Source organism: Polaromonas sp. CG_23.6, from assembly GCF_029892315.1.
In the GTDB taxonomy this organism is placed as follows: Bacteria; Pseudomonadota; Gammaproteobacteria; order Burkholderiales; family Burkholderiaceae_C; genus Polaromonas.
This window is the reverse complement of record NZ_JARXUY010000001.1, coordinates 3290316-3315061: the sequence shown is the minus strand read 5'-3', so window position 1 is coordinate 3315061 and position 24746 is coordinate 3290316. Positions and strand designations below refer to the sequence as shown.

The 24746-nt window shown below is 62.2% G+C and carries 26 protein-coding genes; 12 read left to right on the top strand and 14 right to left on the bottom strand.

Annotated features, from left to right (window positions below; genetic code table 11):
• Positions 1–140 precede the first annotated feature (140 nt).
• Both H4V98_RS15680 and H4V98_RS15675 read left to right on the top strand, forming a co-directional pair.
• Positions 141–800, top strand: coding sequence for a DedA family protein (locus H4V98_RS15680; RefSeq protein ID WP_196862392.1), 660 nt, complete (start codon positions 141–143; stop codon positions 798–800).
• 102 nt (positions 801–902) lie between these two features.
• Positions 903–1133 carry a hypothetical protein gene (locus H4V98_RS15675; RefSeq protein ID WP_196862391.1) on the top strand — a complete coding sequence of 77 codons (231 nt, stop codon included), beginning with the start codon at positions 903–905 and terminating at the stop codon, positions 1131–1133.
• 391 nt (positions 1134–1524) lie between these two features.
• On the opposite strand, the gene H4V98_RS15670 is transcribed toward H4V98_RS15675, so the two are convergent.
• From H4V98_RS15670 to tsaE, 3 genes are all read right to left on the bottom strand, one after another.
• On the bottom strand, positions 1525–1737 hold the full coding sequence (locus tag H4V98_RS15670; RefSeq protein ID WP_196862460.1) for a glycine zipper 2TM domain-containing protein: 213 nt from the start codon (positions 1735–1737) through the stop codon (positions 1525–1527).
• A 169-nt stretch (positions 1738–1906) separates the two neighbouring features.
• Positions 1907–3427, bottom strand: coding sequence for an N-acetylmuramoyl-L-alanine amidase (locus H4V98_RS15665; protein WP_280757681.1), 1521 nt, complete (start codon positions 3425–3427; stop codon positions 1907–1909).
• Complete coding sequence (tsaE, locus tag H4V98_RS15660; RefSeq protein ID WP_196862389.1) at positions 3424–3942, bottom strand: tRNA (adenosine(37)-N6)-threonylcarbamoyltransferase complex ATPase subunit type 1 TsaE; 519 nt, start codon at positions 3940–3942, stop codon at positions 3424–3426. The genes H4V98_RS15665 and tsaE overlap by 4 nt, the downstream gene beginning before the upstream one ends.
• On the opposite strand from tsaE, the gene queG reads away from it, so the two are divergent.
• The gene (gene queG / locus H4V98_RS15655) at positions 3913–5016 is read left to right on the top strand and encodes a tRNA epoxyqueuosine(34) reductase QueG (protein ID WP_196862388.1); all 1104 of its coding nucleotides are present in this window, start codon (positions 3913–3915) and stop codon (positions 5014–5016) included. The two genes, tsaE and queG, sit on opposite strands and share 30 nt — an antisense overlap.
• Before the next feature lie 120 nt (positions 5017–5136).
• Here the strand turns inward: queG and H4V98_RS15650 are convergent, their stop codons facing one another.
• Positions 5137–6066: an AEC family transporter gene (locus H4V98_RS15650; RefSeq protein WP_196862387.1), complete on the bottom strand. Its 930-nt coding sequence runs from the start codon at positions 6064–6066 to the stop codon at positions 5137–5139.
• 87 nt (positions 6067–6153) lie between these two features.
• On the opposite strand from H4V98_RS15650, the gene H4V98_RS15645 reads away from it, so the two are divergent.
• Both H4V98_RS15645 and xerD read left to right on the top strand, forming a co-directional pair.
• Positions 6154–7125: a tripartite tricarboxylate transporter substrate binding protein BugE gene (locus tag H4V98_RS15645; RefSeq protein ID WP_196862386.1), complete on the top strand. Its 972-nt coding sequence runs from the start codon at positions 6154–6156 to the stop codon at positions 7123–7125.
• 98 nt (positions 7126–7223) lie between these two features.
• Positions 7224–8126, top strand: coding sequence for a site-specific tyrosine recombinase XerD (xerD, locus tag H4V98_RS15640; protein WP_196862385.1), 903 nt, complete (start codon positions 7224–7226; stop codon positions 8124–8126).
• A gap of 11 nt (positions 8127–8137) precedes the next feature.
• On the opposite strand, the gene H4V98_RS15635 is transcribed toward xerD, so the two are convergent.
• The 3 genes from H4V98_RS15635 to H4V98_RS15625 form a co-directional block, all read right to left on the bottom strand.
• Positions 8138–9421, bottom strand: a complete 1284-nt coding sequence (locus H4V98_RS15635; protein ID WP_280757680.1) for a cyclopropane-fatty-acyl-phospholipid synthase family protein — start codon at positions 9419–9421, stop codon at positions 8138–8140.
• 122 nt (positions 9422–9543) lie between these two features.
• Positions 9544–9807, bottom strand: coding sequence for a hypothetical protein (locus H4V98_RS15630; protein ID WP_196862383.1), 264 nt, complete (start codon positions 9805–9807; stop codon positions 9544–9546).
• Between the two features lie 118 nt (positions 9808–9925).
• On the bottom strand, positions 9926–10747 hold the full coding sequence (locus H4V98_RS15625; RefSeq protein WP_196862382.1) for a ferritin-like domain-containing protein: 822 nt from the start codon (positions 10745–10747) through the stop codon (positions 9926–9928).
• 121 nt (positions 10748–10868) lie between these two features.
• Between H4V98_RS15625 and H4V98_RS15620 the strand changes: the two genes are divergently transcribed.
• The gene (locus tag H4V98_RS15620; protein WP_196862381.1) at positions 10869–11393 is read left to right on the top strand and encodes a gamma carbonic anhydrase family protein; all 525 of its coding nucleotides are present in this window, start codon (positions 10869–10871) and stop codon (positions 11391–11393) included.
• A gap of 237 nt (positions 11394–11630) precedes the next feature.
• The gene (locus H4V98_RS15615; protein WP_196862380.1) at positions 11631–12599 is read left to right on the top strand and encodes an Hsp33 family molecular chaperone HslO; all 969 of its coding nucleotides are present in this window, start codon (positions 11631–11633) and stop codon (positions 12597–12599) included.
• On the opposite strand, the gene H4V98_RS15610 is transcribed toward H4V98_RS15615, so the two are convergent.
• The 4 genes from H4V98_RS15610 to H4V98_RS15595 form a co-directional block, all read right to left on the bottom strand.
• Entirely contained in the window at positions 12593–13105 is a 513-nt protein-coding gene (locus tag H4V98_RS15610) for a hypothetical protein (protein ID WP_196862379.1), read from the bottom strand. The two genes, H4V98_RS15615 and H4V98_RS15610, sit on opposite strands and share 7 nt — an antisense overlap.
• A gap of 66 nt (positions 13106–13171) precedes the next feature.
• Entirely contained in the window at positions 13172–13450 is a 279-nt protein-coding gene (locus H4V98_RS15605) for a septum formation initiator family protein (RefSeq protein ID WP_196862378.1), read from the bottom strand.
• 15 nt (positions 13451–13465) lie between these two features.
• Complete coding sequence (gene eno / locus H4V98_RS15600; protein WP_196862377.1) at positions 13466–14749, bottom strand: phosphopyruvate hydratase; 1284 nt, start codon at positions 14747–14749, stop codon at positions 13466–13468.
• Between the two features lie 127 nt (positions 14750–14876).
• Entirely contained in the window at positions 14877–16577 is a 1701-nt protein-coding gene (locus tag H4V98_RS15595; RefSeq protein WP_196862376.1) for a CTP synthase, read from the bottom strand.
• Positions 16578–16725: 148 nt separating this feature from the next.
• On the opposite strand from H4V98_RS15595, the gene H4V98_RS15590 reads away from it, so the two are divergent.
• Positions 16726–17724 carry an XdhC family protein gene (locus H4V98_RS15590; RefSeq protein ID WP_196862375.1) on the top strand — a complete coding sequence of 333 codons (999 nt, stop codon included), beginning with the start codon at positions 16726–16728 and terminating at the stop codon, positions 17722–17724.
• 4 nt (positions 17725–17728) lie between these two features.
• The gene (locus H4V98_RS15585) at positions 17729–18310 is read left to right on the top strand and encodes an NTP transferase domain-containing protein (RefSeq protein ID WP_196862374.1); all 582 of its coding nucleotides are present in this window, start codon (positions 17729–17731) and stop codon (positions 18308–18310) included.
• 84 nt (positions 18311–18394) lie between these two features.
• Here the strand turns inward: H4V98_RS15585 and H4V98_RS15580 are convergent, their stop codons facing one another.
• From H4V98_RS15580 to H4V98_RS15570, 3 genes are read right to left on the bottom strand one after another with little or no spacing between them, the layout of a single operon-like run.
• Positions 18395–20680: a xanthine dehydrogenase family protein molybdopterin-binding subunit gene (locus tag H4V98_RS15580; protein WP_280757679.1), complete on the bottom strand. Its 2286-nt coding sequence runs from the start codon at positions 20678–20680 to the stop codon at positions 18395–18397.
• Entirely contained in the window at positions 20677–21747 is a 1071-nt protein-coding gene (locus tag H4V98_RS15575) for a xanthine dehydrogenase family protein subunit M (RefSeq protein WP_196862372.1), read from the bottom strand. The genes H4V98_RS15580 and H4V98_RS15575 overlap by 4 nt, the downstream gene beginning before the upstream one ends.
• Complete coding sequence (locus tag H4V98_RS15570; protein WP_196862371.1) at positions 21744–22316, bottom strand: (2Fe-2S)-binding protein; 573 nt, start codon at positions 22314–22316, stop codon at positions 21744–21746. The genes H4V98_RS15575 and H4V98_RS15570 overlap by 4 nt, the downstream gene beginning before the upstream one ends.
• Positions 22317–22482: 166 nt before the next feature.
• Here H4V98_RS15570 and coaBC point away from each other — a divergent pair, with 166 nt between their 5' ends.
• The 3 genes from coaBC to dut are packed head-to-tail and all read left to right on the top strand — an operon-like array spanning position 22483 to position 24613.
• The gene (gene coaBC, locus H4V98_RS15565; protein WP_196862370.1) at positions 22483–23766 is read left to right on the top strand and encodes a bifunctional phosphopantothenoylcysteine decarboxylase/phosphopantothenate--cysteine ligase CoaBC; all 1284 of its coding nucleotides are present in this window, start codon (positions 22483–22485) and stop codon (positions 23764–23766) included.
• Positions 23766–24170, top strand: a complete 405-nt coding sequence (locus H4V98_RS15560) for a hypothetical protein (protein ID WP_196862369.1) — start codon at positions 23766–23768, stop codon at positions 24168–24170. The genes coaBC and H4V98_RS15560 overlap by 1 nt, the downstream gene beginning before the upstream one ends.
• Positions 24167–24613 (top strand): dUTP diphosphatase, encoded by a 447-nt coding sequence (gene dut, locus H4V98_RS15555; RefSeq protein WP_196862368.1) that lies wholly within the window; start codon positions 24167–24169, stop codon positions 24611–24613. The genes H4V98_RS15560 and dut overlap by 4 nt, the downstream gene beginning before the upstream one ends.
• Positions 24614–24746 lie beyond the last annotated feature (133 nt).

The following is a 24746-nucleotide window of genomic DNA, read 5'->3' as shown; positions in this document are numbered from 1 at the left end:
ACAAGTCTGATCAAAAAGCTAAATCCCTGAAGCTGTTTTTCAGAATGTCGCGCTAGTTTGTGTAGGACGGCTCTGGCCTGCGCCGCATGGCAATGTGGGCATCGAGAAAAACGGCTTGCTGACCTGTCAAAATCCTGCCCATGGAACTAGCTGCCTTTCTCATCGATTTCATCCTGCATGTCGACAAGCATCTCGAAACCTTCGTGGCCAGCTATGGCCTGTGGGTTTATGCGCTGCTTTTCCTGATCATTTTTGTCGAGACCGGCGTGGTCGTGATGCCGTTCTTGCCCGGCGATTCACTGCTGTTTGTGGTGGGCGCAATGTGCGGCGTCGGCCTGATGAGCTATCCGCTGGCCGTGGGCCTGTTGTTTGTCGCGGCGGTGCTGGGCGACCAGTGCAATTATTCGATTGGCCGGTACATCGGGCCCAAGGTGTTCCAATGGGAAGACTCGCGCTTTTTCAACAAGAGGGCGTTCAACCAGGCGCATGCGTTTTACGAGCGCTATGGCGGCGTGACCATCATCGCGGCGCGCTTCATGCCATTTTTACGCACCTTCGCGCCCTTTGTTGCCGGTATTTCGCACATGAGCCGCGGCAAGTTCTCACTGTTCAACGTCGTCGGCGCGGCCTTGTGGGTCGGCGGCATCGTCACGGCTGGCTATGCCTTTGGCAACGTGCCTTTTGTCAAGACGCACCTGGACAAGATCATCTGGGCCATGATTCTGGTGCCTGGCCTGTTCGTGCTCTTCGGTGCCTGGCGGGCACGGCGCCAGGCTGGCCGCGCGCCGGTGCAGTCTTGAGCACTGCGCGACTTTCCAGTCACCACTGGTATTGGCAGGCAGCAGACAATTCATCGCTTCGCACGCTGTTCACGGACGTTCGCGCTGCTGGCCGAAGACATCATGGCGGTGCGGACTACAGTGCTGATCTCGGTTCCGCGCATCCATGAGCGGGAGTTCGGCAAATTGCAGGAATCGCTGGCTGGCTCGGCCTTGAAGTTGCGCCTTTTCCAGGCCGCGCAGGCCGTCGGCTGGCGGCGTTTTTGCAAGGTGCAACAGGTGACGCTGGCCGACGGCAAAGGCAGCGCCTGGCCGCTTCGCTGGGGCTGGATGCCCAAGCCGACGCCAGCCTGAACCTGCCAGCCGTCCGCCGTGCGGCGCTGGACCGTGTGGCCACCCAGACACGGGACTTTGCGCTACGCCACACCCCGCGCAATCTTCCTGACGAGAGCGCCCTGGACGCTGGAAAATGCTTTGATGACGCTTACTCTTAAGCGCAAGCGAAAAAACCTGACGGCGCACCATGCCACCGAGATGGAGTCGATGTGCCCCCCTGAAAGGGGACACGGAAAGGCAGGCAGATAAACCTTTTTGGAATTACCCGTGCTTGCGGAGAAGCTTGAGCAAAAAAAGACGACTCACTGACATAGATCAGGAATCGTCTTTTTTGCTCGAGTCGCTTGGACTGCAAGCTGTTTTTGCAGCGTTACCCGAACGGGTCAGCGCTGTACTGGATTCGAAAGTCTTATTTGCGCTTGCCGACCTCATTGCCGATCAACGCACCGGCAGCCGCGCCGCCAACGGTTCCGAGAGTGCCGCCAAAGACGGCATTTCCGGCTACACCGCCCAAGACTGCGCCTGCGCCCGTGCCGATTTGTGCATTGGTGGGGTTGGTTCCACAGCCAGTCAGGGCAATCAGGGAGACGGCAGCGGCTGAGATTAAGATTTTCTTGATCATGGTTTTCACCTTTTATATTTGGATTCAGGCTGATTCACCGGGTTTTTTCGCATCGTCACATCCCGGCGCAGCCTGTGCATTGAGTTTATTCCATGCATCCAAGCCGAACTGTAGGAAGAAGCCGCCGGCCCGTGTCGTATGTAAGGTCTTCAAGCAAGTCAGCCTGTTTTTACAGGGCGCGGTTGCGCGCCAGCGGAGGATTCTTGGCAAAGTAGCGTGAAATGCCCCTCATAAGCGCATCGGCCAGCTCGATCTGGTAACTTTCGCTGCGCAACCGGACTTCTTCGGCCGGGTTGCTGATGAAAGCAGTCTCGACCAGGACACTTGGAATATCAGGCGCCTTCAGTACGGCGAAGCTGGCCTGCTCGACCCGGGGCTTGTGCAGCTTGCCGACGTTGCCGATCTCGCCCAGCATGGCGCTGCCCAGCTTCATGCTGTCGTTGATCTGCGCTGTTGTGCTCATGTCGAACATGGCCCGCATCACCTGTGCATCCTTGGCCTTGACATTGATGCCGCCCACCAGGTCGGCCGAGTTTTCCTTGTTGGCAATCCAGCGCGCTGCGCTGCTTGAGGCGCCTTTTTCGCTCAGTGCAAAGACGCTGGCGCCCTGCGGTGTTTCGGTAAAAAAAGCGTCGGCATGCAGGCTGATGAACAAGTCGGCCTTCACGCTGCGCGCCTTTTGTACACGGACATGCAAGGGCACGAAAAAATCAGCATCGCGCGTCAGGTAGGCGCGCATGTTGGGCTGCTGGTTGATGCGGTCGCGCAGGCGGTGCGCAATTTGCAGCACCACGTCTTTCTCACGCGTGCCGCCCGGGCCAATGGCGCCGGGGTCTTCGCCGCCATGACCGGGGTCGAGGGCGACGATGACCAGGCGGTCGGTCTTGTTTTCAAAATCGGGCGCGGTGTCACCCCTTGAAAAAGGTGTGGCGTCGGCCTGTGGCCTGATGGCGGGCGGCTCCACGGACGCGACCACCGGGGGCCTGACGGGGGCCGCCGGCCGCACGGCGTTGCCTGCAACACTGGTTGTCGGCGCGGCAGGCGCTGCTACGGAAGGCGCGGAGGCGGCCTTGCCCGATTGCTGCGCCATCAGATTGCCCAGCGGGTCGTTGGCCTGTGCGGCAGCCTTGCCCGGTGGAGTCAGTGGCGCGGTGTTGACAGGTGCGGCAGCCACGGAGGCGGCTGGCGCGGCTGGCTTGACCGGGTCAGACAGACGTTCGGCGATCAGCGCTTCGAGCGGGTCCACCGGCTGCGCCGGGTACAGGTCCAGCACCAGCCGGTGCTGGTAGGCGGCTACGGGTGCCAGGCTGAAGACCTGCGGAAGTATCTGTTTTTTAAGGTCCATGACCAGCCGCACCACGCCGGGCGCATTCTGGCCAACGCGAATGCCCGAGATGTTCGGGTCGTCTGACTTGACCTTGGCGACCAGCTCGCGCAGCGCCGGAATCAGGTCGATGCCTTCAATGTCCACCGCCAGCCTGGGTGGCTCGTCAATGAAGAACTGGCGTGCCTTGATCTCGGTGTCGGACTCGATGGTCAGGCGGGTGTAGTCTTTCGACGGCCAGACGCGCACTGCGACGATCGAGGCGCCCCGGGCGATGTGCTGGGTGCCCAGCAACAGCACGATGCCACCCATTTGCAGCGCATGGCGGCGACTCGGACCTGCGGAGAATTTTTTCTTGTTGTTCATGCGAGTAACTCCGCCCCCGTGGGGGTATGGGCCGTCAGGGTAATGCGCCGCGATTCGTCGGGCTGCATCTCGATGGCAATCACCAGGTCGGGCCGGGGCAAATGATTTCCGGCCTTTTCCGGCCACTCGACCAGCTTGAGCCCGGGACTGGCGAATGTCTCCCGGAACCCGGCTTCTTCCCACTCATGGGGGTCATTGAAACGGTAAAAGTCAAAATGCCAGATTGACAATTCCAGATTGTGGCCCGAGTCAAGGCTTGATGCCTTCAATGTGTAAGGTTCTACAACCGCATAAGTGGGGCTTTTGATGCGCCCCTGCACGCCCAGACTGACGAGCAGGTGACGCACAAACGTCGTCTTGCCGGCACCCAGGTCGCCGTGCAGTTCAATCAGCGCCTGGCGAATTGCCGGCTTGGCGGCCAGCGCCTGAGCAAGGGATTGCGTTGCCGCCTCGTCTGGCCAGGTGATGTTTTTTACAATCAGCGGATGCCGACCTGCAATCAGTGGAACAGTCATCAATTCGTTTCTCAAATTCAAACCTGGGGGCGCGAGCTTGGATTTTCGCAAATCGGCATTGCGGATGTTGACTTGTCGTCAGCCGAAGCCGGATTATCGGCCTGGCTGGCTGCCGGATTTCATGGCAGCATGCATTACATGGCATCCCATGGCCTTAAAAGAGCGCGTCCTGCCGAATTGGTTCCGGGAACAGTCAGTGTAATCACTGCGCGAATGGACTACTTGCCAGCTGCCACCCCGCGCCAGCCCGGCCAATGGCAGGCGATGGAACTCAACCGGCTGCAGCGGCCGGGCGAAGGCATTGTCTCGGTCTATGCGCGGGGACGCGACTACCACAAGGTATTGCGCAGCCGGCTGCAAAAGCTGGCCGAGCGCATCGGCGAGCAGATGGGCCCTTTTGGCCACCGCGCCTTCACCGACTCGGCGCCGGTGCTCGAAGCCGAACTGGCGTCGCGCAGCGGCCAGGGATGGCGCGGCAAGCACACGCTGCTGCTGAACCGCGAAGCGGGCTCAATGTTTTTTCTCGGAGAAATCTATGTCGACATTGCCCTGCCGCCCAGCGCGCCGGTTACGTCCCATTGCGGCAGCTGCCAGGCGTGCATCGACATCTGCCCTACGCAGGCCATCATTGCGCCCGGCAAGCTCGATGCGCGGCGTTGCATTTCTTACCTGACCATAGAACACGCCGGCCCGATTCCGTTGGAACTTCGCCACTTGGTGGGCAACCGCATCTACGGCTGCGACGACTGCCAGCTGGCGTGCCCCTGGAACAAGTTTGCCCAGCGCAGCAGCTTGAGCGATTTCGACGAACGCCAGGGCTTGACAGGGCAGCAGCTCGTCACGCTGTTCGGCTGGAGCGAAGACGCTTTCCTGCGCCTGACCGAAGGCAGTCCGATTCGCCGCATCGGGCATGAACGCTGGCTGCGCAACATCGCGCTGGCGATGGGCAATGCTTTGAGGGGTGGCAGGGTCAGTTCGGCGGACCAGGCCAGCCTGCGCACCAGCCTGCAGGGCCGCGCCGATCACCCGAGCGACGTGGTGCGCGAGCAGGTGGCCTGGGCGTTGGGCCAATGAGTCTGCTGAAACGCCGAATAATGATAGAAAATGACGTTAGCGCAAATCAGGTATTTGTTTCTAGCTATTAAATTAATAGCGGCGAGTGTGTCTCACCCGCTAAGCTCAGTTCAGCTCAGTTCAGTTCAGCAAGCCCAGCGCGAACGGCAAGCTTGCCACACCCAGCAGCGTGGACAGCGTGACAAGGCCGGCGATGTAGCCGCCGTTGTAGCCCATGCGCGCCGCCAGCACATACGCGCTGGACGCGGTCGGCAGGCCGGAAAACGCCAGCAAAATGGTGCTTTGCACAGTGTCCAGGCCAAATGCCCGGGCCAGTCCCAGCGCCACCAGTGGCATCAGGCAATGCCTGATCGACAGCACTGCCACCGACAGGGTTTTGGCCTGTGACAGGTGGCCCAACTGCATGCCGGCGCCTGCCGTCATCAGGCCCAGCACAATGGCCGAGGCACCGAGGCGCGACAGCGTCGGCACCGACCAGTCAGGCAGGCTGAAACCCAGCAGATTTGCCGCCAGGCCCGCGGCCGTGGCCAGGATCAGCGGATTGCGTACCAGTTCACGCAAAAAGCCGCTCCCCGAATGGCGCGCCATTGGCCACACCGCCGCCATGTTGAGCAAGGGCACGCTCACGCCGATCAGTACGGCAATGAGCTGCAGCCCATGGCTGCCCGCCAGACGCTCGGCCAGTGCCAGGCCGATGAAGGAGTTAAAGCGAAAAGCCACCTGGGCGCTGGCGGCATGCTCGCGGAGGTCGATATGCTGGCGCAATCCGGGTATGTAAGGCAGGCTATAGACCAGAACAACGCCGGCCAGCCCCAGCGCCAAGCCAGCGCCAATCAGGTTGGATGTCGCCGCCAGGTCCAGCGGGCTTTTCACTATGGACTGAAACAGCAGCAGCGGAAACAAAAAATAATAAACCAGGCTTTCCACCGGACCCCATACCGTGCGATCAAGCGGCGTGTGGCGGCACAGCAGGTAACCGCACAAGATGAGTGAAAAGTCGGGCAGAAGCAGTTGGGCGTAAATCACCGGGCGAAGAATAACCGCAATCATGGGGTTTGCCCTTATGTGTATTCCACAGGTGCCTGCGCCCACGGCAGCGTTTACGATGCAGCACTGTCTTCTTCCAAGGAACTGATCATGAAACGTCGCTGTCTGCTGGCTTTTTCTGCACTTGCCCTGAGCGCTGCCTCGGGCGCCGTGCTGGCCCAGGGTTATCCGAGCAAGGTCATCAAGCTGCAGATTCCGTTCGCGCCTGGCGGCACGACCGACATCATCGGCCGGGTCATGGCCGAGCCATTGGGCAAGGCGCTGGGCCAAGTGGTGATAGTTGAAAACAAGTCCGGCGGCGGCGGCGTGATCGGTGCCACCGAAACTGCGCGTGCAGTGCCCGACGGCTATTCGCTGGGCATTGCCACGGTGTCCACCACCGCCGCCAACCCAGCCATCAACCCGAAAATCCCCTACAACCCGCTGACCGACTTCACGCCGATCATCAACATTGCCGCCACGCCCAACATCATTGCTGTGCATCCGAGCTTTCCGGCGCGCAACTACAAGGAATTCATTGCCGAGCTGAAGAAAAATCCGGGCAAATACTCGTTTGCCTCGTCCGGCACCGGCTCGATTGCCCACCTGCAGATGGAGCTCTACAAAAACCTGAGCGGCACCTTCATCACGCACATTCCCTACCGCGGCTCGGGTCCGGCACTCAATGACACGGTGGCAGGCCAGGTGCTGATCATTTTTGACAACCTGCCTTCAACCTTGCCGTTTGCCCTGCAAAAGCGGCTGATTCCCATCGTCGTGGCCGCGCCGCAGCGGCTGGCGGCCCTGCCGGATGTGCCGACCTTCAAGGAAGTCGGGCTGGAGCCGGTCAACCGCATGGCGTATTACGGCATCATCGGCCCCAAGGACCTGCCCAAAGAGGTCGTGGACAAGGTCAACGCCGGCGTGAAAAAGGCGCTCGAAGACCCGGCAGTCCGCAAGCGCATCGAGGACACCGGTTCGCTGATCGTGGCCAACACGCCCGAGCAGTTCGCCGCCCAGATCAAGGCCGAGTACGACGTGTATAAAAAAGTGGTCGAAACCTCGAACCTCAAGCTGGAATAAATCGCTTTGGCCGCCGAAACAAGCGGCTGCCTCACTGCTTGGCTGCCGACTCACGCTGTCGCGCAAGCCAGATTTCCTTTTTTTACGATCTCCACACCATGCACCCGCAAAGCCAGTCGGCTATCGACACGTTCATCGACGCCTTGTGGCTGGAGGACGGCCTGTCCCGCAATACCCTGGCGGCCTACCGGCGCGACCTGTCGCTGTATGCCGTCTGGCTCAACAGCGACGAGCAGCAGCACCGAGCGCTTGACAATTCGGATGAAGACGCTGTCAAGGCCTACTTTGCGTTCCGCCATGCGGTGACCAAGGCCACCTCGGCGAACCGCTGCCTGACGGTCTTCAAGCGCTACTTTCGCTGGGCGCTGCGTGAAAACCTGGTGGCGGTTGATCCCACGCTCAAGCTGGCGTCGGCCAAGCAGGCGCTGCGCGTTCCCAAGGTGATGTCCGAGCCGCAAGTCGAAGCACTGCTGTCAGCGCCCGACGATGACACGCCGCTCGGGTTGCGCGACCGTGCCATGCTGGAAACGATGTACGCCAGCGGCCTGCGCGTCAGTGAACTGGTCGGGCTCAAGACGTTTCATGTTGGCCTGAACGAAGGCGTGTTGCGCGTTCTGGGCAAGGGCAGCACCGAACGGTTGGTGCCGTTTGGCCAGGTGGCTCGCGAATGGATTGTTCGCTACATCGCCGAAGCGCGGCCTGCCATTTTGGGTGGCCAGCAGACCGATGACCTGTTTGTGACCAGCCACGGCCACGGCATGAGCCGGGTGATGTTCTGGAAGCTGGTGAAAAAATATGCACAACTGGCCGGCATCCATTCGCCGCTGTCGCCGCATACGTTGCGCCATGCCTTCGCCACGCATTTGCTGAACCACGGCGCCGACTTGCGCGCGGTGCAGATGCTGCTCGGCCATGCCGACATTTCCACCACCACGATCTACACCCATGTGGCGCGCGAGCGCCTGAAGGCGATTCATGCGGAGCATCATCCGCGCGGCTGAACGGCACAGGCTCAGTCGCAAGCCGGGTACATGAATTCACGGTTGAAGGGATAGGCCGACTTCGCACCCCGGATGGACTCGCCCCGAAACGGCGCTGCCGGCCGCGTCGCCAGCACCTGGTGCAGCGCAATGCAGCCTTGCTCGAAGCTCATGGCGCTGCCTGCCAGGTAGAGCCGGTAGGCGCGCAGTATCTTTTCAGCGCGTTCGGGCGGGCTGCCGGCTGCCAGCGCCTGACGCGCGTCGTCCAGGCGCGCTTCCAGCGCATCCGACCAGTCCCACAGCGTGCGGCCGTAATGGGGCCGCAGGTTTTCGGTGTCAACCATTTCCAGGCCTGAATTCGCCAGGTGGCCGAGCACTGCGCTGACATGCATCAGCTCGCCGCCCGGAAAAATGTATTTCTCAATGAAGTCGCCCATGCCCGCGCCTATTTGCCGGTGCTGCAGGTCGCCTGCGGTGATGCCATGGTTCAGCACCAGCCCGCCCGGTACCAGCAAGTGCATGATCTTGTCAAAGTAAGCGTCCATGTTGGCCTGGCCGACATGCTCAAACATGCCGACCGACGATATCTTGTCGAAGGGCTGCGTTTCGGGAAGGTCGCGGTAGTCGCGAAGTTCGATGCGCACTCGGCCTTCCAGGCCCTTGTCGGCGATTCGCTGGCGCACATGCCGGTGCTGGTTTTCCGACAGCGTGATGCCGGTTGCCTCGACGCCGTGATGCTCGGCAGCCCACAGCAGCAGGGCGCCCCAGCCCGCGCCGATGTCCAGCAGGCGCTCGCCGGGCCTGAGCATCAGCTTGCGGCAGATGTGTTCCAGCTTGGCTTCCTGCGCCTGTGCCAGGGTCATGCCGCTTTCGCGGTAATAGGCGCAGGAATAAACCCGGCGCGGGTCCAGCCACAGCCCATAGAAAGCATCTGAAACATCGTAATGGAACTGTATCTGCGCCGAATCCCGGGCGCGTGTATGGGTCGATGCAGAGTGTGCTCGGGTCATCAGGCGGGACCACCAGCGGGTGTCGCTTTGCAACGGACTGCCGGGCAGCAGCTTGAGCATGACGCCCATCACATCGCGCATGGAGCCCTCGAACTGCAGCTTGCCCTCGACATACTCTTCAGCCAGCGCGCCGATCTGCCCCGCCCTGAGACGCGCAATGCTTGACCATCGGGACAGCAACAGCCTGACCGGCGCGTCCACTGCCCCCAACTGCTGGCCCTGCGGCAAGCGCACGGCCATCTCTTCGGGCAGGCCGGCAAGAGCCGCAAGCGAGGACAAAGGACCGGATGCCAGGAACTGGGACATGAGCAACTCCTCGGGGTTGCAAAAAGTCTAGCGCGCGCCCAAGCAGGCTGCCATCACCTGAAATGCACAGGCTGCGGCTTGCGGACGCCTTCCTGCGCGTGCTTACCTGCCGAAGCAGTGCCTCAGTCGGTCAGCAGGTCGCGCATTTCATGCGCAAAGCAGCGTGACGAATTTTTCCACCGGGCCACGTCAGCGCGCAACTGCTGTATCTGGTTTTCGAGGGACTGGATGCGTTGCTGCTCGGCGCTTGTCTGGTCAAGGGTCAGCGGCCAGCTTGACAAGTCTGACTGCAACGGCGCCGCCATGCGACGCACACTGGGCCCGCTGACTTCATCGGGTTCAAAAAACCTGATTTTTGCCTTTTGGATCAGTTGCTTCATCATCATTGCGAGTCTCCCGTTTTCATTCGTCCCGTGGTTTTGCGCCGTACATTTCAAATGTATCGCGCTCCAGTCGAGCTGTGCAAAAAGCCGGTTAAGCCGTTTGGACTATGGTTGTGCACCTTCAGGCGCTGGCGTTCAACGCGTCCAGTTCAGCTTCGCTGAAACCGGCTTGACGCCTGGCCTGCAGGTTCAGCGGCCCTTTCAGGCGGGGCGCGCCGTATTGCGTTGCCAGCAGCGCATAGGTGGCCAGCGGCTCCAGTCCGCGCTGGGCGCACAGGGTGCGGTACCAGTGGTTGCCGATGGCGACGTGGCCAATTTCATCGCGCAGAATGACGTCCAGGATGCTAACTGCGCGCAGGGCCTGCGGCGTGCCGACCTTGCGCAGTTTGGCCTGCATCGGCGGCGTGGCGTCCAGCCCGCGCGCTTCCAGCGTGCGCGGCACCAGCGCCATGCGCGCCAGCACATCGCCTTCGGTTTTCCGGGTCATGTCCCACAAGCCGGTGTGCGCCGCAAAGTCGCCGTAGTCGCAGCCCAGGGTTTGCAGGTGGCCGCGCAGCAGGCTGAAGTGTTCAGCCTCTTCAGCTGCCACCCCGAGCCAGTCGAGGTAATAGGCGCGCGGCATGCCGGCAAAGCGCCAGACCGCATCGAGCGCCAGGTTGATGGCGTTGAATTCGATGTGCGTCACTGCATGCAGCAATGCGGCCAGCCCGTCCGGTGTGAAGGGCGAGCGCCGGGGCATGTTCAGGTGCAAGCGCAATTCGGGCCGCAACGGGCAACCCGGCACACCGGCAGGCGCGCTGAAGGCTTGATCGGTTGCTATTAAAAGTGTAGCTGCTTGCGAATGCAGCGCTTGCGTCAGAAGCACTTTTTGCTGTGGATCAGGCTGCAGGAGCGCTTGCAGGGCAAGCTGGCGCAGTTCGGGCGCAGGTGGCGTGGCGGTCATGCCGGGATTGTCGTTGATACGGGCAGAAGGCCAGAACCCCGGCCTGAACACGCCGCTTGGCGCTTGCCTACAATCAAAAGCCGTTTTCAACCCCGCCAAACCGCTATTGACAAGGAACCCCATGGCCATTTACCAGCTGGACGATCTGCAACCTTCCATCCACGCATCGGCCTGGGTGGCCGACAGCGCGCAGGTCATGGGCCATGTGACGCTGGCCGAGGGCAGCAGCGTCTGGTTTGGCGTGGTGGCCCGGGGCGACACCGCCACCATCACTGTGGGCAAAGGCTCCAATATTCAGGACAACAGTGTGCTGCATGCCGACGAAGGCCTGCCGCTGGTGATCGGCGAGAACGTCACCGTCGGCCACCAGGTCATGCTGCACGGCTGCACGATTGGCGACGGCTCGCTCATCGGCATCCAGGCGGTGGTGCTCAATGGCGCGAAAATCGGCAAGAACTGTTTGGTCGGCGCCGGCTCGCTGGTCACCGAGGGCAAGGAGTTTCCCGATGGCTGCATGATCCTGGGCAGCCCGGCCAAGGCGGTCAGGCAACTCTCGCCCGAACAGATCGAGGGTTTAAAAATGAGCGCCCAGCACTATATGGACAATGCCCGGCGCTACAAAGCCGGACTCAAGAAACTGGCCTGAACGGCCTCCAGAATGACATCGAGAGCGACATCCAGAACATGAATCAATTGAAAACAAGGCTATTTCCGAGCCCTTGCAGATCAGCAGGGGTTGCGAGCAGCTACAGCATATGCAGTGGCAATCAAGAGCGCGGCATCCTCATCAGCAGGGGCCGCGGAACCGGCTTTGCCGGGCCGCAGGCGCAGCGGCCCCCTCGGGGGGCCGCGCAGTACGCGAAGCGACAAGCGTGGGGGCTCCATGTCTGAACTGCATAAATTTATTTTCGACGGCCTGCCAGTTCGCGGCATGATCGTGCGCCTGACCGACTCATGGCAGGAAATCCTCAAGCGCCGCGAGGCAGCGGGTGGCTACCCGGCCGAAGTCATGCAGCTGCTGGGCGAAATGACGGCGGCCGGTGCCCTGATGCAAAGCAGCATCAGCTTCAACGGCGCGCTGATCCTGCAGATTTTTGGTGACGGCCCGGTTAAGCTGGCCGTGGCCGAAGTGCAGCCCGACCTGAGCCTGCGCGCCACCGCCACCGTGACCGGCGACGTGCCCGAGGGCAGTTCACTGAGCCAGCTGGTCAACGTGAAGAACGAAGGGCGTTGCGCCATCACGCTCGATCCGACGACCAAGTTTCCGGGTCAGCAGCCTTACCAGGGTGTGGTGCCGCTGTTTGGCGACCAGCATGAAAAAATCGAAAAACTCAGCGAGGTGCTGGAGCACTACATGCTGCAAAGCGAGCAGCTTGACACGCGTTTGATTCTGGCTGCCGATGGCAATGTGGCCGCTGGCTTGCTGATTCAGCGCCTCCCGGTACAGGGCGAGGGCAACCTCGAAGGCCAGAGGGACCGCCAGGCCAATGAAGACCAGATTGGCGTGAACGAAGACTACCAACGCATCGCGCTGCTGGCAGGAACGCTCAAGCGCGAAGAGTTGTTGACTCTGGATGTCGACACGATCCTGCGCCGGTTGTTCTGGGAAGAACCCGTTACGCGATTTGAACCGCTCAGGCCGAGCTTTGCCTGCAGTTGCTCGCGTGAACGCGTCGGCAACATGCTGCGCGGGCTGGGAACCGGGGAAATTGAAAGCATCATCGCCGAGCGTGGCCAGGTCGATGTGGCCTGCGAGTTCTGCGGCGCGCAATACGAATTCGATCCGGTCGATGCCGCGCAGCTTTTCACCAACCCGCTCCAGCAACCGCCGCCGACGTCAACAGTTCAATAAGGAAGCGCCTGCTCGCCAGACGTATCGCGGCTGGCGAGCAAGGCCGTCAGCAGCCGGTGTTCGCACTGCGGGTCACTGCACTTGTCGCACATCCAGACCCAGGGCTGGTTTTTCAAGCCGACCGGGCGTGTGGCTTGCCTGGATCGACTGGCTGCCGGCAGCAGGCTTTCCACTGCCTGCTGTGCATGGGCATGCCGCTCGTCAGCGGTGCCATACAGCACACGGTAAGAAATGGCAGCCTGTGCCAGCGCGTTGCGAATCGAACGATCGACTGTTTCATGGTTGGCTACAGGGCACGGCCCTGTCGTGCAATTCGCCAAAAAGCGTGCTTCAAGCCCTGACAGCAACACCAGGTCGAAGCCGGACAAACCTGTGGGCAGGGCATCGGCGGTGCCAGCTGTCACCAGCGTGATTTGACCGTCCAGGGCTTTTCCCGCCGGGTTCATGGCGGCGGCGAGTTCGGACAGCTGAGCCGGGCAGGCGCCCAACAGCGCAATTTTCAGCATGGCGAGGAATGTGGACGGCGCCGCCGATGAACGCAGACACCGCCCAACAGGCGTTGGCCGGGCGGCTTACTCGGTGAGCTGGACAAACATTTCATTGGGCTTGACCATGCCGAGTTCGCTGCGGGCTTTTTCCTCGACCATCCCCAAGCCTTCCTGCAGATCCTTGATCTCGGTACCCAGCTGCTCGTTGGCCGCCTGGCGCAGCTTGTTGTTCTCCAACTGATCTTCCAGGCGCTGCTGCATCTCGCGCACGCTGGGAATGCTGCCGCGGCCCATCCACAGCTGGGCCTGGAACAGCCCGAGCAGCAGGACCAGTACGGCAGGAACCAATAAGCGCTTGCCCATGGGCTGACAAATGCCTTAGCGCAGGTTGTAGAAAGCGGCGCGGCCGGGGTACACAGCGACTTCGCCCAGGTCTTCCTCGATGCGCAGCAATTGGTTGTACTTGGCCATGCGGTCCGAGCGCGACAGCGAACCGGTCTTGATCTGGCCGGCATTGGTGCCGACTGCGATGTCGGCAATCGTCGAGTCTTCGGTTTCGCCAGAACGGTGCGAGATCACGGCGGTGTAACCAGCGCGCTTGGCCATTTCGATGGCGGCGAAGGTCTCGGTCAGCGTGCCGATCTGGTTGATCTTGATCAGGATCGAATTGCCAATGCCCTTGTCAATGCCTTCCTTCAAGATCTTGGTGTTGGTGACGAACAGGTCGTCGCCGACAATCTGCACATTCTTGCCGAGGCGGTCGGTCAGGATTTTCCAGCCGTCCCAGTCGCCTTCGGCCATGCCGTCCTCGATGCTGATGATCGGGTACTTGTCAACCCAGGTGGCCAGCATGTCGGTCCATTCCTGTGCGGTGAGGCTCAGGCCTTCGCCGCTCAGTTCGTACTTTCCGTCCTTGTAGAACTCGGAAGCAGCGCAGTCCAGACCCAACGCGATTTGTTCGCCAGCGACAAAACCGGCCTTGTCGATGGCCTCCAGGATCATCTGGATTGCGGCTTCATGGTTGGTCACGTTGGGCGCAAATCCGCCTTCGTCCCCGACGGCGGTGCTGATGCCCTTGTCGTGCAGGATTTTCTTCAGCGCGTGGAACACCTCGGCGCCGTAGCGCAGGGCTTCGCGAAAGCTTGGCGCGCCCAGCGGAATAATCATGAATTCCTGGATGTCCAGGTTGTTGTTGGCATGCTCGCCGCCGTTGATGACGTTCATCATGGGCACAGGCATTTGCACCGCCGCCATGCCGCCAAAGTAGCGGTAGAGCGGCAGGCCGGCTTCCTCGGCGGCGGCACGGGCCACGGCCATGGAAACGGCCAGCATGGCGTTGGCGCCCAGGCGCGACTTGTTGTCGGTGCCGTCGAGTTCGATCAGCGTGTGGTCCAGGAAAGCCTGCTCGCTGGCATCCAGGCCGAGCACGGCCTCAGAGATTTCATTGTTGATATGGCCCACGGCCTTGAGCACGCCCTTGCCAAGGTAGCGCGACTTGTCGCCGTCGCGCAACTCGATGGCTTCACGCGAGCCGGTGGAGGCGCCTGACGGCACGGCTGCCCGGCCCATCACGCCGGACTCCAGCAGCACGTCGCATTCGACGGTGGGGTTGCCACGGCTGTCGAGAATCTCGCGGCCGACGATATCAACAATTGCGCTCATTTTTTTCCTTGGGAAGTAAAAAGAAGAAGTTTTTTCAGACAGGTTTTGGCCTACCTGAACCAAACGGCATTCGGGGCAGCGACCGGTGCTGGCGATTGCGCCCGCGCGGTCCCGCGTCCGCAGGGGTTCATGCCGATGCCACCACTTTGAGGGGTGTGGCCGCGTTTGCCGTTTGCGCCAGGCTGGCCGCATCGCGGTGTGCCAGGGTGGCAGCAATATAGGCATTGAACAGCGGATGGCCGTTCCATGGTGTCGAATTGAATTCGGGATGGAACTGCACGCCGATGAACCAAGGGTGTACCGCCTGCGGCAACTCGACGATTTCGGTCAGGTTCTCGCGCTGCGTCAGCGCTGAAATCACCAGGCCGGATTTGCGCAGCGCCTCCAGGTAGTTGACGTTGGCTTCATAGCGGTGGCGATGCCGCTCGGTCACCACGTTGCCGTAGATCTGGTGCGCCAGGGTGTTCGGCGCCACGTCGGAGCTTTGCGCGCCCAGGCGCATCGTGCCGCCCAGGTCGGACTTGGCATGGCGCGTCTTGATGGTGCCATCGGCGTCCTTCCATTCGGTGATCAGGGCAATCACCGGATGCTTGGTGGCCGGGTCAAACTCGGTGCTGTTGGCGTCCTTCAGTCCGGCGACATGGCGTGCAAACTCGATGGTCGCCACCTGCATGCCCAGGCAGATGCCGAGATAGGGAATCTTGTTTTCGCGGGCAAAGCGCGCCGCGCAGATCTTGCCTTCGACGCCGCGGATGCCAAAGCCGCCGGGCACCAGGATGCCGTCGAACGCGGCGAGGCACGACACGGTGTCGGGGTTCAGGGTTTCAGAATCGAGGTAGGTGATGCGCACCTTGGCATGGTTTTTCATGCCGGCGTGGCGCAGGGCTTCGTTCAGCGACTTGTAGCTGTCGCTCAGTTCGACGTACTTGCCGACCATGGCAATGCTGACCTCGGACTGCGGGTGCTCGGTTTCATACACCAGGTCGTCCCAGCGCTTGAGGTTGGCCGGTGGCGTGTTCAGCCGCAGCTTGTCGCAGATCAGACCGTCCAGGCCCTGCTCGTGCAGCATGCGCGGCACCTTGTAGATGGTGTCCACGTCCCACATCGAGATCACGCCCCACTCGGGCACATTGGAGAACAGCGAGATTTTCTCGCGCTCCTCATTGGGAATGCGGCGGTCGGCGCGGCACAGCAGCACATCGGCTTGGATACCGATCTCGCGCAGCTGCTTGGCGGTGTGCTGCGTCGGCTTGGTCTTGAGTTCGCCGGCAGCGGCAATCCACGGCACGTAGCTGAGGTGCACAAAGGCAGTGTTGTTCGGGCCCATGCGCAGGCTCATCTGGCGAACCGCCTCGAGGAAGGGCAGGGACTCGATGTCGCCCACCGTTCCGCCGATCTCGACAATCGCCACATCCACAGCGTCTGGCTTGTCATAACGCGCGCCGCGCTTGATGAAGTCCTGGATTTCATTGGTGATGTGCGGGATCACCTGGACCGTCTTGCCGAGGTAGTCGCCGCGGCGTTCCTTTTCCAGCACGCTCTGGTAAATCTGGCCGGTGGTGAAGTTGTTGGCCTTGCGCATCCGCGTTTCGACAAAACGCTCGTAATGGCCCAGGTCCAGGTCGGTTTCAGCGCCGTCTTCGGTCACGAACACCTCGCCGTGCTGGAAAGGCGACATGGTTCCCGGGTCCACATTGATGTAGGGGTCGAGCTTGATGAGGGTGACCTTGAGGCCGCGCGATTCAAGGATGGCAGCCAGTGAGGCTGAGGCGATTCCCTTGCCCAGGGAAGACACTACACCGCCGGTAACGAAGACAAATTTGGTCATGCCATGTACGAACCTGCAAGTTCGCTAAGGTGGTAAACGGAGATTATAGGGGTTGGCTGTCCGGCGGAGTCGGCCGCGTCCTTCACACAAAAACATCCCGCTTTGGACACACTGGAGCGCTTGTATTTGCCGAACTTTGGAGCATCAAATGGAAAGTCTGGATTTGCGCGTGCTGGCCGAGGCTCTGGACTGGCACCGCGCCGGCTGGCCGGTCACGCTGGTCACGGTGGTGCAAACCTGGGGCAGCGCGCCCCGTCCGCCCGGTGCGCTGCTGGCCGTACGCGGTGACGGCGCGGTGAGCGGTTCGGTTTCGGGCGGCTGCGTCGAGGACGACCTGATTGCACGCATCCGCTCAGGCGAGGGCGCCCACAGTGACTTCAACCGCAAGCCGTCCATGATGGCGTATGGCGTCAGCCGCGAGGAAGCGGCGCGCTTTGGCCTGCCTTGCGGCGGCACGCTGCGGCTGGTGCAGGAGTCGCTTGAAGTGACCGCCTGGGTCGAAGACGTGCTGCAGCGCACGGCCCGGCATCAACTGGTGGCGCGCACCCTGACGCTGGCCACTGGCGAGGTCACGCTCAGCGATGCCGCACGCGGCGCAGGTTTGCAGTTTGACGGCCTCACCTTGACCACGGTGTTTGGCCCGCGATGGCGCTTGCTCTTGATTGGCGCCGGCCAGCTGAGCCAGGCGGTGGCCAGCATCGCGCTGATGCTCGACTTCGAGGTGCTGGTGTGCGATCCACGCGATGCTTATCTGGTCACGCAAGACCTGCCGGGCGTGACGCGCCTGCCCGGCATGCCCGATGACGTGGTGCGCGAACTTCTGCCCGACGCACACACCGCCATCGTCGCGCTGACGCACGACCCCAAGCTGGACGACATGGCACTGCTGGAGGCGCTGACCTCTGACGCGTTTTATGTGGGCGCACTCGGTTCGGCGCGCAACCAGGCCACGCGCAAGCAGCGCCTGGCCGAGCATTTCGAACTCAGTGCGCTGGAACTGGACCGCTTGCATGGGCCGGTGGGATTGCGCATCGGCGCCCGCACGCCTGCGGAAATTGCCGTGTCGGTCATGGCGCAGATCATCGAGGTCAAGAACGCGCAGCCATTGGTGGCCCGTCCCGTCAGCGCGGCAGCGGTGCAGGGCTGAAGCCATGACCGGGCAACCCATGGTGGTCGTGCTGGCCTCCGGGCGCGGCAAACGTTTCGTGACCAGCGGCGGGAATGGCTCAAAGCTGCAGGCCCGGCTCGGCGACTGCACCGTGCTGGATCACACGCTGAGGGCAGTGCAGGCCTCGGGGCTGCCTTGGCATCTTGAAGCGGCCAGCCACCCCGGCATGGGCGACTCGATTGCCGCCGGTGTTCGCGCCACGGCAGGCAGCCCGGCCTGGCTTATCTTGCCGGGTGACCTGCCACTGGTGCAGCCGCAAACGCTGCGCCAGATCGCGCAGGCCCCGCAGTCGCTGGACGTGGTGGTGCCACTGGTGAGGACGACCCATGGAAATGGTTCGGTCAATGGCCTGCAGCGCGGCCACCCGGTGCGGTTCTCGGCGCGCTGCGGGCCTGAATTAATGCAGCTTGCCGGCCCGCAGGGCGCTGCTGCCCTGGTGCGCGCCTGGGGCGAAACGCTTTGGCCGGTACAGGACACGGGTTGCATTCTGGACATCGACACGCTGGAAGACTTGCGTCGTGCCGAGCAGTTGCTGGGTTTGAGAAAGGGTCCGTTGGCCGTCTGAATGTAATGCGGTATTTATTTTTTTGACTAAATATGCCTTTAGCGCAAGCTGCATATATGCAAGCAGCTATTAAAAAAGAAGCATTTAGTCTGGGGTCATGACCTTGTCGGGCGTCATTGGGGTGCTGCGAACACGCCGGCCGGTGGCGTGATAAATCGCATTGCAAACTGCCGCCGACACGCCAACCAGGCCGATTTCGCCCACACCCTTGGCGCCCAGGCGGCTGACGATGCGGTCGTCTTCGTCGACAAAGATCACATCAATGTCATGGATGTCGGCGTTCACCGGCACATGGTATTCGGCCAGGTTGTGGTTCATGAAGCGGCCCAGCGCGTGATCGCTGTGGGTTTCCTCATGCAGCGCCTGGCTGATGCCCCAGACCACGCCGCCCACGATCTGGCTTCGCGCCGTCTTGGCGCTGATGATCCGGCCCGCCGCGATCGCGCTGACCACCCGCGTCACGCGCACGGTGCCAAAGGCCTCGTCCACCCGCACCTCGCAAAATACCGCTGAATGCGTGGCGCGCACATAGTTTCTTTGTTTCAGGGCATTGGGCAGCATCAGGTATTTTTCATCGATGTGACTGAGCCCGGCGTGCGCCAGGATGGCGGCGAATGGCACGGCCGAGCCTGGCATCTTGATCAGTTGCAGGCACCCGTTGACACATTCGACTTCATGCGAGGCTGTCACTTCAAACGGGGAATCAGGCATGGCCCGGGCCAGTTTCCAGAGCTTTTTCTGCAGTTTCTCGCACACGCCCTCGACCGCAGAGCCAACAGTGGCGACATGCGAAGAGCCGCCTTCGACCGGCGCGAACGGCAGCGTTGAGTCGCCAAGACGAAACGTTACCTGCTCCAGCGGCAGACCCATGGCGGCGGCAGCGATCTGGCTCATCACGGTGTAGGTTCCCGTGCCAATGTCGCTGGCCGCGCTGCTGACCACGAGCCGGCCGTCCGCGTGCAGCACGGCGCCCGCGCGCGCCAGCATCTGCAGCGCATCCCAGGTGCCGGTGGCCATGCCCCAGCCGATCAGTTCATTGCCCGCTTTCATTGAGCGCGGTGCAGCCGGACGGCTGGCCCAGCCAAAGCGCTCAGCGCCCTGGGCGTAGCAGGCGCGCAGTTCCTTGCTGGAGTGGGGCAGGTTCCTTGCCGCGTCGCGCTCGGCGTAGTTTTTAAGCCGCAGCGCCAGCGGGTCCATGCCCAGGGCATACGACAACTCGTCCATCGCCACCTCCAGGGCATGCACACCGTGCGCTGCGCCGGGCGCCCGCATGTCAATTGGGCTGTACTGGTCAAGCGCGACCAGCTTGTAGTCCAGCCGCACGTTGTCGCACTGGTAGAGCTGGCCTGACCAGTTGACGACCACTTCCACGTAGTCTTCAAGCCGTGACGTTTCGGCTACCGCTTCATGCACCACGGCCTTGAGCGTGCCGTCGCGTTCGGCGGCAAGTTTTACCCGCTGCCAGGTTTCGGGCCGGTGGCCAAAGGTGAACATCTGCTGGCGCGTGAGCACCACGCGCACCGAACGCTTGAGTTGCAATGCGCCCATCACCGCCAGAATCAGCTGATACTGCGGCCGCAGGCCCGAGCCGAAAGCGCCGCCGACAAACGGGTTTTTCACTGTCACCTTGTCCTTGGACAGGCCAAACACCTGCGACACCATCCAGCGGCTGTTTTGCGCGCCTTGCGTCTTGTCGTAGATGGTCAGGTGGCCATCGTCCGAACGAATCACGGTGCTGGCGTGCATTTCCATCGGGTTGTGGTGCTCTACGCCACTGTAGAAGTCAGTGTGGATGCGCACCGGCGCGGCTTCATAGGCCGCATCGGCATCGCCCGTGGGCTTGGGCGGCGGCGAAAAGCCCGCCTTCAGCCGGCTCGGCTTGTGGCTGCGGTAGAGGTTGGCCAGCAAATTTGTATCGTGCGGCTCTTCGTCGTAGGTCACTTTCACCAGAGCAGCGGCATAGCGCGCCGCCTCGAAGGTTTCGGCCAGCACCAGCGCCACCGGTTGCCCGCTGTAAAGCACGCCATCGCTGTAAAACGGCTTGAAGGGCGAGCCAGCCGGCGCGGTCATGTCTTTGTAGAACAGGTCCAGCTTGCGCGTCTTGGGCCGGTGCTGGTGCGACAGGATGTCGAGCACGCCGGGTACGGCGCGCGCTTCGTCCAGGTGCAGGGCGGTGATGCGCCCCTTGGCAATGGTGCTGTTCACCACCACGCCATACGCCATGTCGGGAGCGCTGTGTTCGGCGGCATAACGCGCCTGGCCCGTCACCTTGGCCGGGCCATCGATGCGCGAAATCGAATCGCCCTTGGCCACCAGACCTGTGCCGGGTTCGGCCACCGGCTGTACGTCTTCCTGTAGCACTGCGTTCATGGCACATCCTTCGGGTTGTCGTTATGGCCTGTATTTGTCACGGTGCCCGCAAGCGCCGTTTCCAGCGCCCGCACCACGGCACGCTGTGCCATCGGAATCTTGAAGGCATTGCTGCCCGGCCCGACACCCTGCGCCTTGGCGCCGCGCAGCAGATGGTCAGCAGCCTGTGCAAATGCAGCCGGACTGGCGGGCTGGCCCACCAGCAGCGCCTCGGCTTGCGGGTCTCTCCAGGGTTTGTGCGCCACGCCGCCCAAGGCAATGCGTGCCTCTTTTACCAAACCGTCAGCATCAATGTCCAGCGCCGCAGCCACTGACACCAGCGCAAACGCATAGGAGGCCCGGTCGCGCAGCTTGAGGTAGGCTGAATGCGCCACAAAGCCCGGTGAAGGCGCGGGCAGGTCTATCGAGGTGATCAGCTCGTCGTGCGCCAGCGTGGTATCCCTGTCGGGCTGCTCGCCCGGCAGGCGGTGAAATTCGGCCATGGGAATAGCGCGGCCGCCGCGCGGCGACTGCACCTGCACCACGGCATCCAGCGCGCGCAGCGCCACGCACATGTCCGACGGGTGCGTGGCAATGCACTGATCGCTGGCTCCCAAAATTGCATGCAGGCGCGCCAGCCCGCTGATGGCCGGGCAACCGCTGCCGGGCTCGCGCTTGTTGCACGGTACGCCGGTGTCATAAAAATAATAGCAACGCGTGCGCTGCAGCAGGTTGCCGCCGTTGCTGGCCATGTTGCGGATCTGCGCCGAAGCACCGGCCAGAATGGCTGCGCTGAGAAGCGGGTAGCGACTGGCGACCAGCGGGTGGTAGGCGGTGTCGGCATTTCGTGCCAGTGCACCCAGGCGCAGGCCGCCGTCTGGCAGGGCGTCGATGCCGCTTAGCGACAGCGGATTGATGTCCACCAGCCGCGCCGGACGCATCACGTTTTCCTTCATCAGGTCGAGCAGATTGGTGCCGCCGGCAATAAATTTGGCAAAGCCTGCCGCCGTGGTGGAACCGGGGCCAGAGCCAATCTGTTCCAGTGCAGCATCGACGGCATTGGCGGAAGAAAAAGAAAAGTTGTTCATGCTGGCACCGCCCCGACCACGATAGGTGTCTTCGCCGTGGCGGGTGCACTGGCCGGCCGAGCGCCCAGCGCGACGACGCTCACAGCCTGTACGATTTGCGGATACGCGCCGCATCGGCAAATGTTTCCGCTCATCAATTCGCGAACCTGGTCCGGCGTCTTGGCGTGACCTTCGTTGACAAGACCCACAGCCGAGCACAGCTGGCCCGGCGTGCAATAGCCGCACTGAAAGGCATCATGGTCAATGAAAGCCTGCTGCAGCGGATGCAACTCCGGACCGGCCACCAAGCTGGCCAGGCCTTCGACGGTGGTGACCTCGCGGCCGTTTTGCATCACCGCCAGTGTCAGGCAGGCATTGATGCGCCGGCCATCGACCAGCACCGTGCAGGCGCCGCACTGGCCGTGGTCGCAGCCTTTCTTGGTGCCGGTGAGCTGCAGCTTGTCGCGCAACAGGTCCAGCAATGACACCCAGGCCTGCACTTCCAGCTGGTGATCCTGCCCATTGATGCGCAACCCGACGGTGTGCTGGGAAGGTCCGGCCAGCGCGGCCGAAGGGGGGTTGTCAGCCATGGCAGGCTCCTTGTGGTGGGGTTTTAACCGCAATGAAGATCATGAAAATGAATGCTAGAGCGCTGCCATCGGCCCGATTGAAAGCTGTGATACCGCCCGGATGTCAGACAAGGCCGCATGGGACAGGGCGCTTTGGCGCTCTGCGGGAACTGCTACATTGCCTGCCATGACATATCAAGCCAATACGCCGGGCAGCCACGAATCCACTGAGCTGGTCGGCAAACATATCGTGCTCGGGCTGTCGGGCGGCATTGCCTGCTACAAATCGGCCGAATTGTGCCGGCTGCTGGTCAAGGCGGGTGCCACGGTCCAGGTGGTGATGACCGAGGCGGCTGCCCAGTTCATCACGCCGGTCACGATGCAGGCCCTCAGCGGCCGGCCGGTCTATATGAACCAGTGGGACGGTCGCGAGCCGAACAGCATGGCGCACATCAACCTGTCGCGCGAAGCCGATGCGGTCCTGATTGCGCCGTGCAGCGCCGACTTTATCGCCCGGCTGGTCCAGGGCCGGGCCGACGAACTGCTGAGCCTGATGTGCCTGGCACGGCCTATCGGCACCGTGCCATTGCTGGTCGCACCGGCCATGAACCGCGAGATGTACGCGCATCCGGCCACACAGCGCAACCTGGCGCAACTGGTGCAGGACGGCGCCACGGTGCTGGGCGTCGGCACGGGTTTTCAGGCTTGTGGCGAAACCGGCGACGGCCGAATGCTGGAGCCGGGCGAACTGCTTGAAGACCTGATTGCCTTTTTCACACCCAAGGTCTTGTGGGGACAGCGCGTGCTGGTCACGGCCGGACCGACCTACGAAGCGATTGACCCGGTGCGCGGCATCACCAACCTGTCGAGCGGCAAGATGGGTTTTGCCATCGCCCGCGCAGCGCGCGAAGCCGGCGCCGAGGTCACGCTTGTGGCCGGGCCGGTCAGCCTGGCCACGCCGCGCGGTGTCACGCGAATCGATGTGAAATCTGCATCAAATATGCACTCTGCGGTTACTGGGCATTTGCAGTCAGCTAGTATTTTCATAGCAACGGCGGCGGTGGCTGACTGGCGGCCGACCGACCCTTCGTTGCAGAAAATCAAGAAGGACGGCTCCGGCCAGACGCCGCAGCTGGTTTTCATCGAAAACACCGACATCCTGGCCAGCGTGGCCTGCTCGCCAGCAGCGCAAGCGGGCCAGCTGTTTTGCGTCGGCTTTGCGGCCGAAAGCCATGACCTGCTGGAAAACGCGCAGGCCAAGCGCTTGCGCAAGCAGGTGCCGCTGCTGGTAGGCAACATCGGCCCCGACACTTTTGGACAGGACGACAATGCCCTCCTGCTGGTCGACGCGCAGGGCAGCATTGAATTGCCACGGGCGTCCAAGCGCTCGCTGGCGCGGCAGCTGATCATCGAAATAGCCCGACGGATGCAAACCCATGTGTCCGCCGGGCAGCACATCACGGCCCCGTGATGCAGCCCTCGAATACTCCGCCTGACGGAGACTTTGTTCGCTACATCGACCGCCTGACGGCCGCCCAGGCGGTGGCCAGGAGTAGGCCAGTGGCTGGCGCGCCTGTAGCGGTTCCGGGTTTGCCGCCAGTGGTGCAGGGGCTGAAATCCGGTACGCGTATTCCTTTTATGCGGCATGTCAGATGGGCCTTCGTCCTGTGGGTTGCCACACAAATCCTGGGCCGTTTCGTTCCCGGTGCCGGCTTTTTGTTCATTCCGATGCTGGCGGCGTATGCCGCCTGGCTTATCTATCGCTTGCGATCACAGCCGCCGGGCACTTTCGTCAACAAAATGGCTGCGCTGGCCAGGCGCGCTGCCGAAGACGCCCGAAAAGCACCCTCAACCTTTCCCAAAAACAAGCCATGAACATCGACATCAAGATCCTCGACCCGCGCCTGCAAGGCAATTTGCCCGCCTACGCCACCCCCGGCAGCGCCGGCCTGGACCTGCGTGCCTGCCTGGACGCGCCCCTGACTTTGGGCGCCAACCAATGGCAGCTGATTCCAGCCGGAATGGCGATTTACCTGCACAACTCCGGCTATGCCGCAATGATCCTGCCGCGTTCCGGGCTGGGCCACAAGCACGGCATCGTGCTGGGCAACCTGGTCGGGTTGATCGACAGCGACTACCAGGGCCAGCTCATGGTCAGTGCCTGGAACCGCAGCGACGTGCCCTTCACCATCGAGCCCATGGAGCGCATCGCCCAACTGGTGATCGTTCCGGTGGTGCAGGCGCAATTCAGGGTGGTGAGCGAATTCGTCGCCACCGAGCGGGGTGAGGGCGGTTATGGCTCAACAGGTAAAGCTTGATCAGGCGCTGCAACTAATCCAGCGCATGCGGGTCTGTCCTATTCAAGTTGATTGTCTTGCCCGACGCAGGTTAAGGTTTGGACCTGACCTGAAACACAAGCACTTTCATTTCAAATCAATACTGCAGATTCCT

What these genes read in the sequence shown, in the direction of transcription:
- H4V98_RS15595 (WP_196862376.1), bottom strand. Translation starts at nt 16,577, where the DNA reads ATGACCAAATTTGTCTTCGTTACCGGCGGTGTAGTGTCTTCCCTGGGC.
- H4V98_RS15585 (WP_196862374.1), top strand. Translation starts at nt 17,729, where the DNA reads ATGACCGGGCAACCCATGGTGGTCGTGCTGGCCTCCGGGCGCGGCAAA.
- H4V98_RS15580 (WP_280757679.1), bottom strand. Translation starts at nt 20,680, where the DNA reads ATGAACGCAGTGCTACAGGAAGACGTACAGCCGGTGGCCGAACCCGGC.
- H4V98_RS15610 (WP_196862379.1), bottom strand. Translation starts at nt 13,105, where the DNA reads ATGCTGAAAATTGCGCTGTTGGGCGCCTGCCCGGCTCAGCTGTCCGAA.
- H4V98_RS15615 (WP_196862380.1), top strand. Translation starts at nt 11,631, where the DNA reads ATGTCTGAACTGCATAAATTTATTTTCGACGGCCTGCCAGTTCGCGGC.
- H4V98_RS15590 (WP_196862375.1), top strand. Translation starts at nt 16,726, where the DNA reads ATGGAAAGTCTGGATTTGCGCGTGCTGGCCGAGGCTCTGGACTGGCAC.
- H4V98_RS15575 (WP_196862372.1), bottom strand. Translation starts at nt 21,747, where the DNA reads ATGAACAACTTTTCTTTTTCTTCCGCCAATGCCGTCGATGCTGCACTG.
- H4V98_RS15670 (WP_196862460.1), bottom strand. Translation starts at nt 1,737, where the DNA reads ATGATCAAGAAAATCTTAATCTCAGCCGCTGCCGTCTCCCTGATTGCC.
- H4V98_RS15680 (WP_196862392.1), top strand. Translation starts at nt 141, where the DNA reads ATGGAACTAGCTGCCTTTCTCATCGATTTCATCCTGCATGTCGACAAG.
- tsaE (WP_196862389.1), bottom strand. Translation starts at nt 3,942, where the DNA reads ATGACTGTTCCACTGATTGCAGGTCGGCATCCGCTGATTGTAAAAAAC.
- H4V98_RS15570 (WP_196862371.1), bottom strand. Translation starts at nt 22,316, where the DNA reads ATGGCTGACAACCCCCCTTCGGCCGCGCTGGCCGGACCTTCCCAGCAC.
- H4V98_RS15625 (WP_196862382.1), bottom strand. Translation starts at nt 10,747, where the DNA reads ATGACCGCCACGCCACCTGCGCCCGAACTGCGCCAGCTTGCCCTGCAA.
- H4V98_RS15635 (WP_280757680.1), bottom strand. Translation starts at nt 9,421, where the DNA reads ATGTCCCAGTTCCTGGCATCCGGTCCTTTGTCCTCGCTTGCGGCTCTT.
- H4V98_RS15620 (WP_196862381.1), top strand. Translation starts at nt 10,869, where the DNA reads ATGGCCATTTACCAGCTGGACGATCTGCAACCTTCCATCCACGCATCG.
- H4V98_RS15560 (WP_196862369.1), top strand. Translation starts at nt 23,766, where the DNA reads ATGCAGCCCTCGAATACTCCGCCTGACGGAGACTTTGTTCGCTACATC.
- queG (WP_196862388.1), top strand. Translation starts at nt 3,913, where the DNA reads ATGCCGACCTGCAATCAGTGGAACAGTCATCAATTCGTTTCTCAAATT.
- H4V98_RS15645 (WP_196862386.1), top strand. Translation starts at nt 6,154, where the DNA reads ATGAAACGTCGCTGTCTGCTGGCTTTTTCTGCACTTGCCCTGAGCGCT.
- coaBC (WP_196862370.1), top strand. Translation starts at nt 22,483, where the DNA reads ATGACATATCAAGCCAATACGCCGGGCAGCCACGAATCCACTGAGCTG.
- H4V98_RS15630 (WP_196862383.1), bottom strand. Translation starts at nt 9,807, where the DNA reads ATGATGATGAAGCAACTGATCCAAAAGGCAAAAATCAGGTTTTTTGAA.
- H4V98_RS15650 (WP_196862387.1), bottom strand. Translation starts at nt 6,066, where the DNA reads ATGATTGCGGTTATTCTTCGCCCGGTGATTTACGCCCAACTGCTTCTG.
- eno (WP_196862377.1), bottom strand. Translation starts at nt 14,749, where the DNA reads ATGAGCGCAATTGTTGATATCGTCGGCCGCGAGATTCTCGACAGCCGT.
- H4V98_RS15665 (WP_280757681.1), bottom strand. Translation starts at nt 3,427, where the DNA reads ATGAACAACAAGAAAAAATTCTCCGCAGGTCCGAGTCGCCGCCATGCG.
- H4V98_RS15605 (WP_196862378.1), bottom strand. Translation starts at nt 13,450, where the DNA reads ATGGGCAAGCGCTTATTGGTTCCTGCCGTACTGGTCCTGCTGCTCGGG.
- H4V98_RS15675 (WP_196862391.1), top strand. Translation starts at nt 903, where the DNA reads ATGGCGGTGCGGACTACAGTGCTGATCTCGGTTCCGCGCATCCATGAG.
- dut (WP_196862368.1), top strand. Translation starts at nt 24,167, where the DNA reads ATGAACATCGACATCAAGATCCTCGACCCGCGCCTGCAAGGCAATTTG.
- xerD (WP_196862385.1), top strand. Translation starts at nt 7,224, where the DNA reads ATGCACCCGCAAAGCCAGTCGGCTATCGACACGTTCATCGACGCCTTG.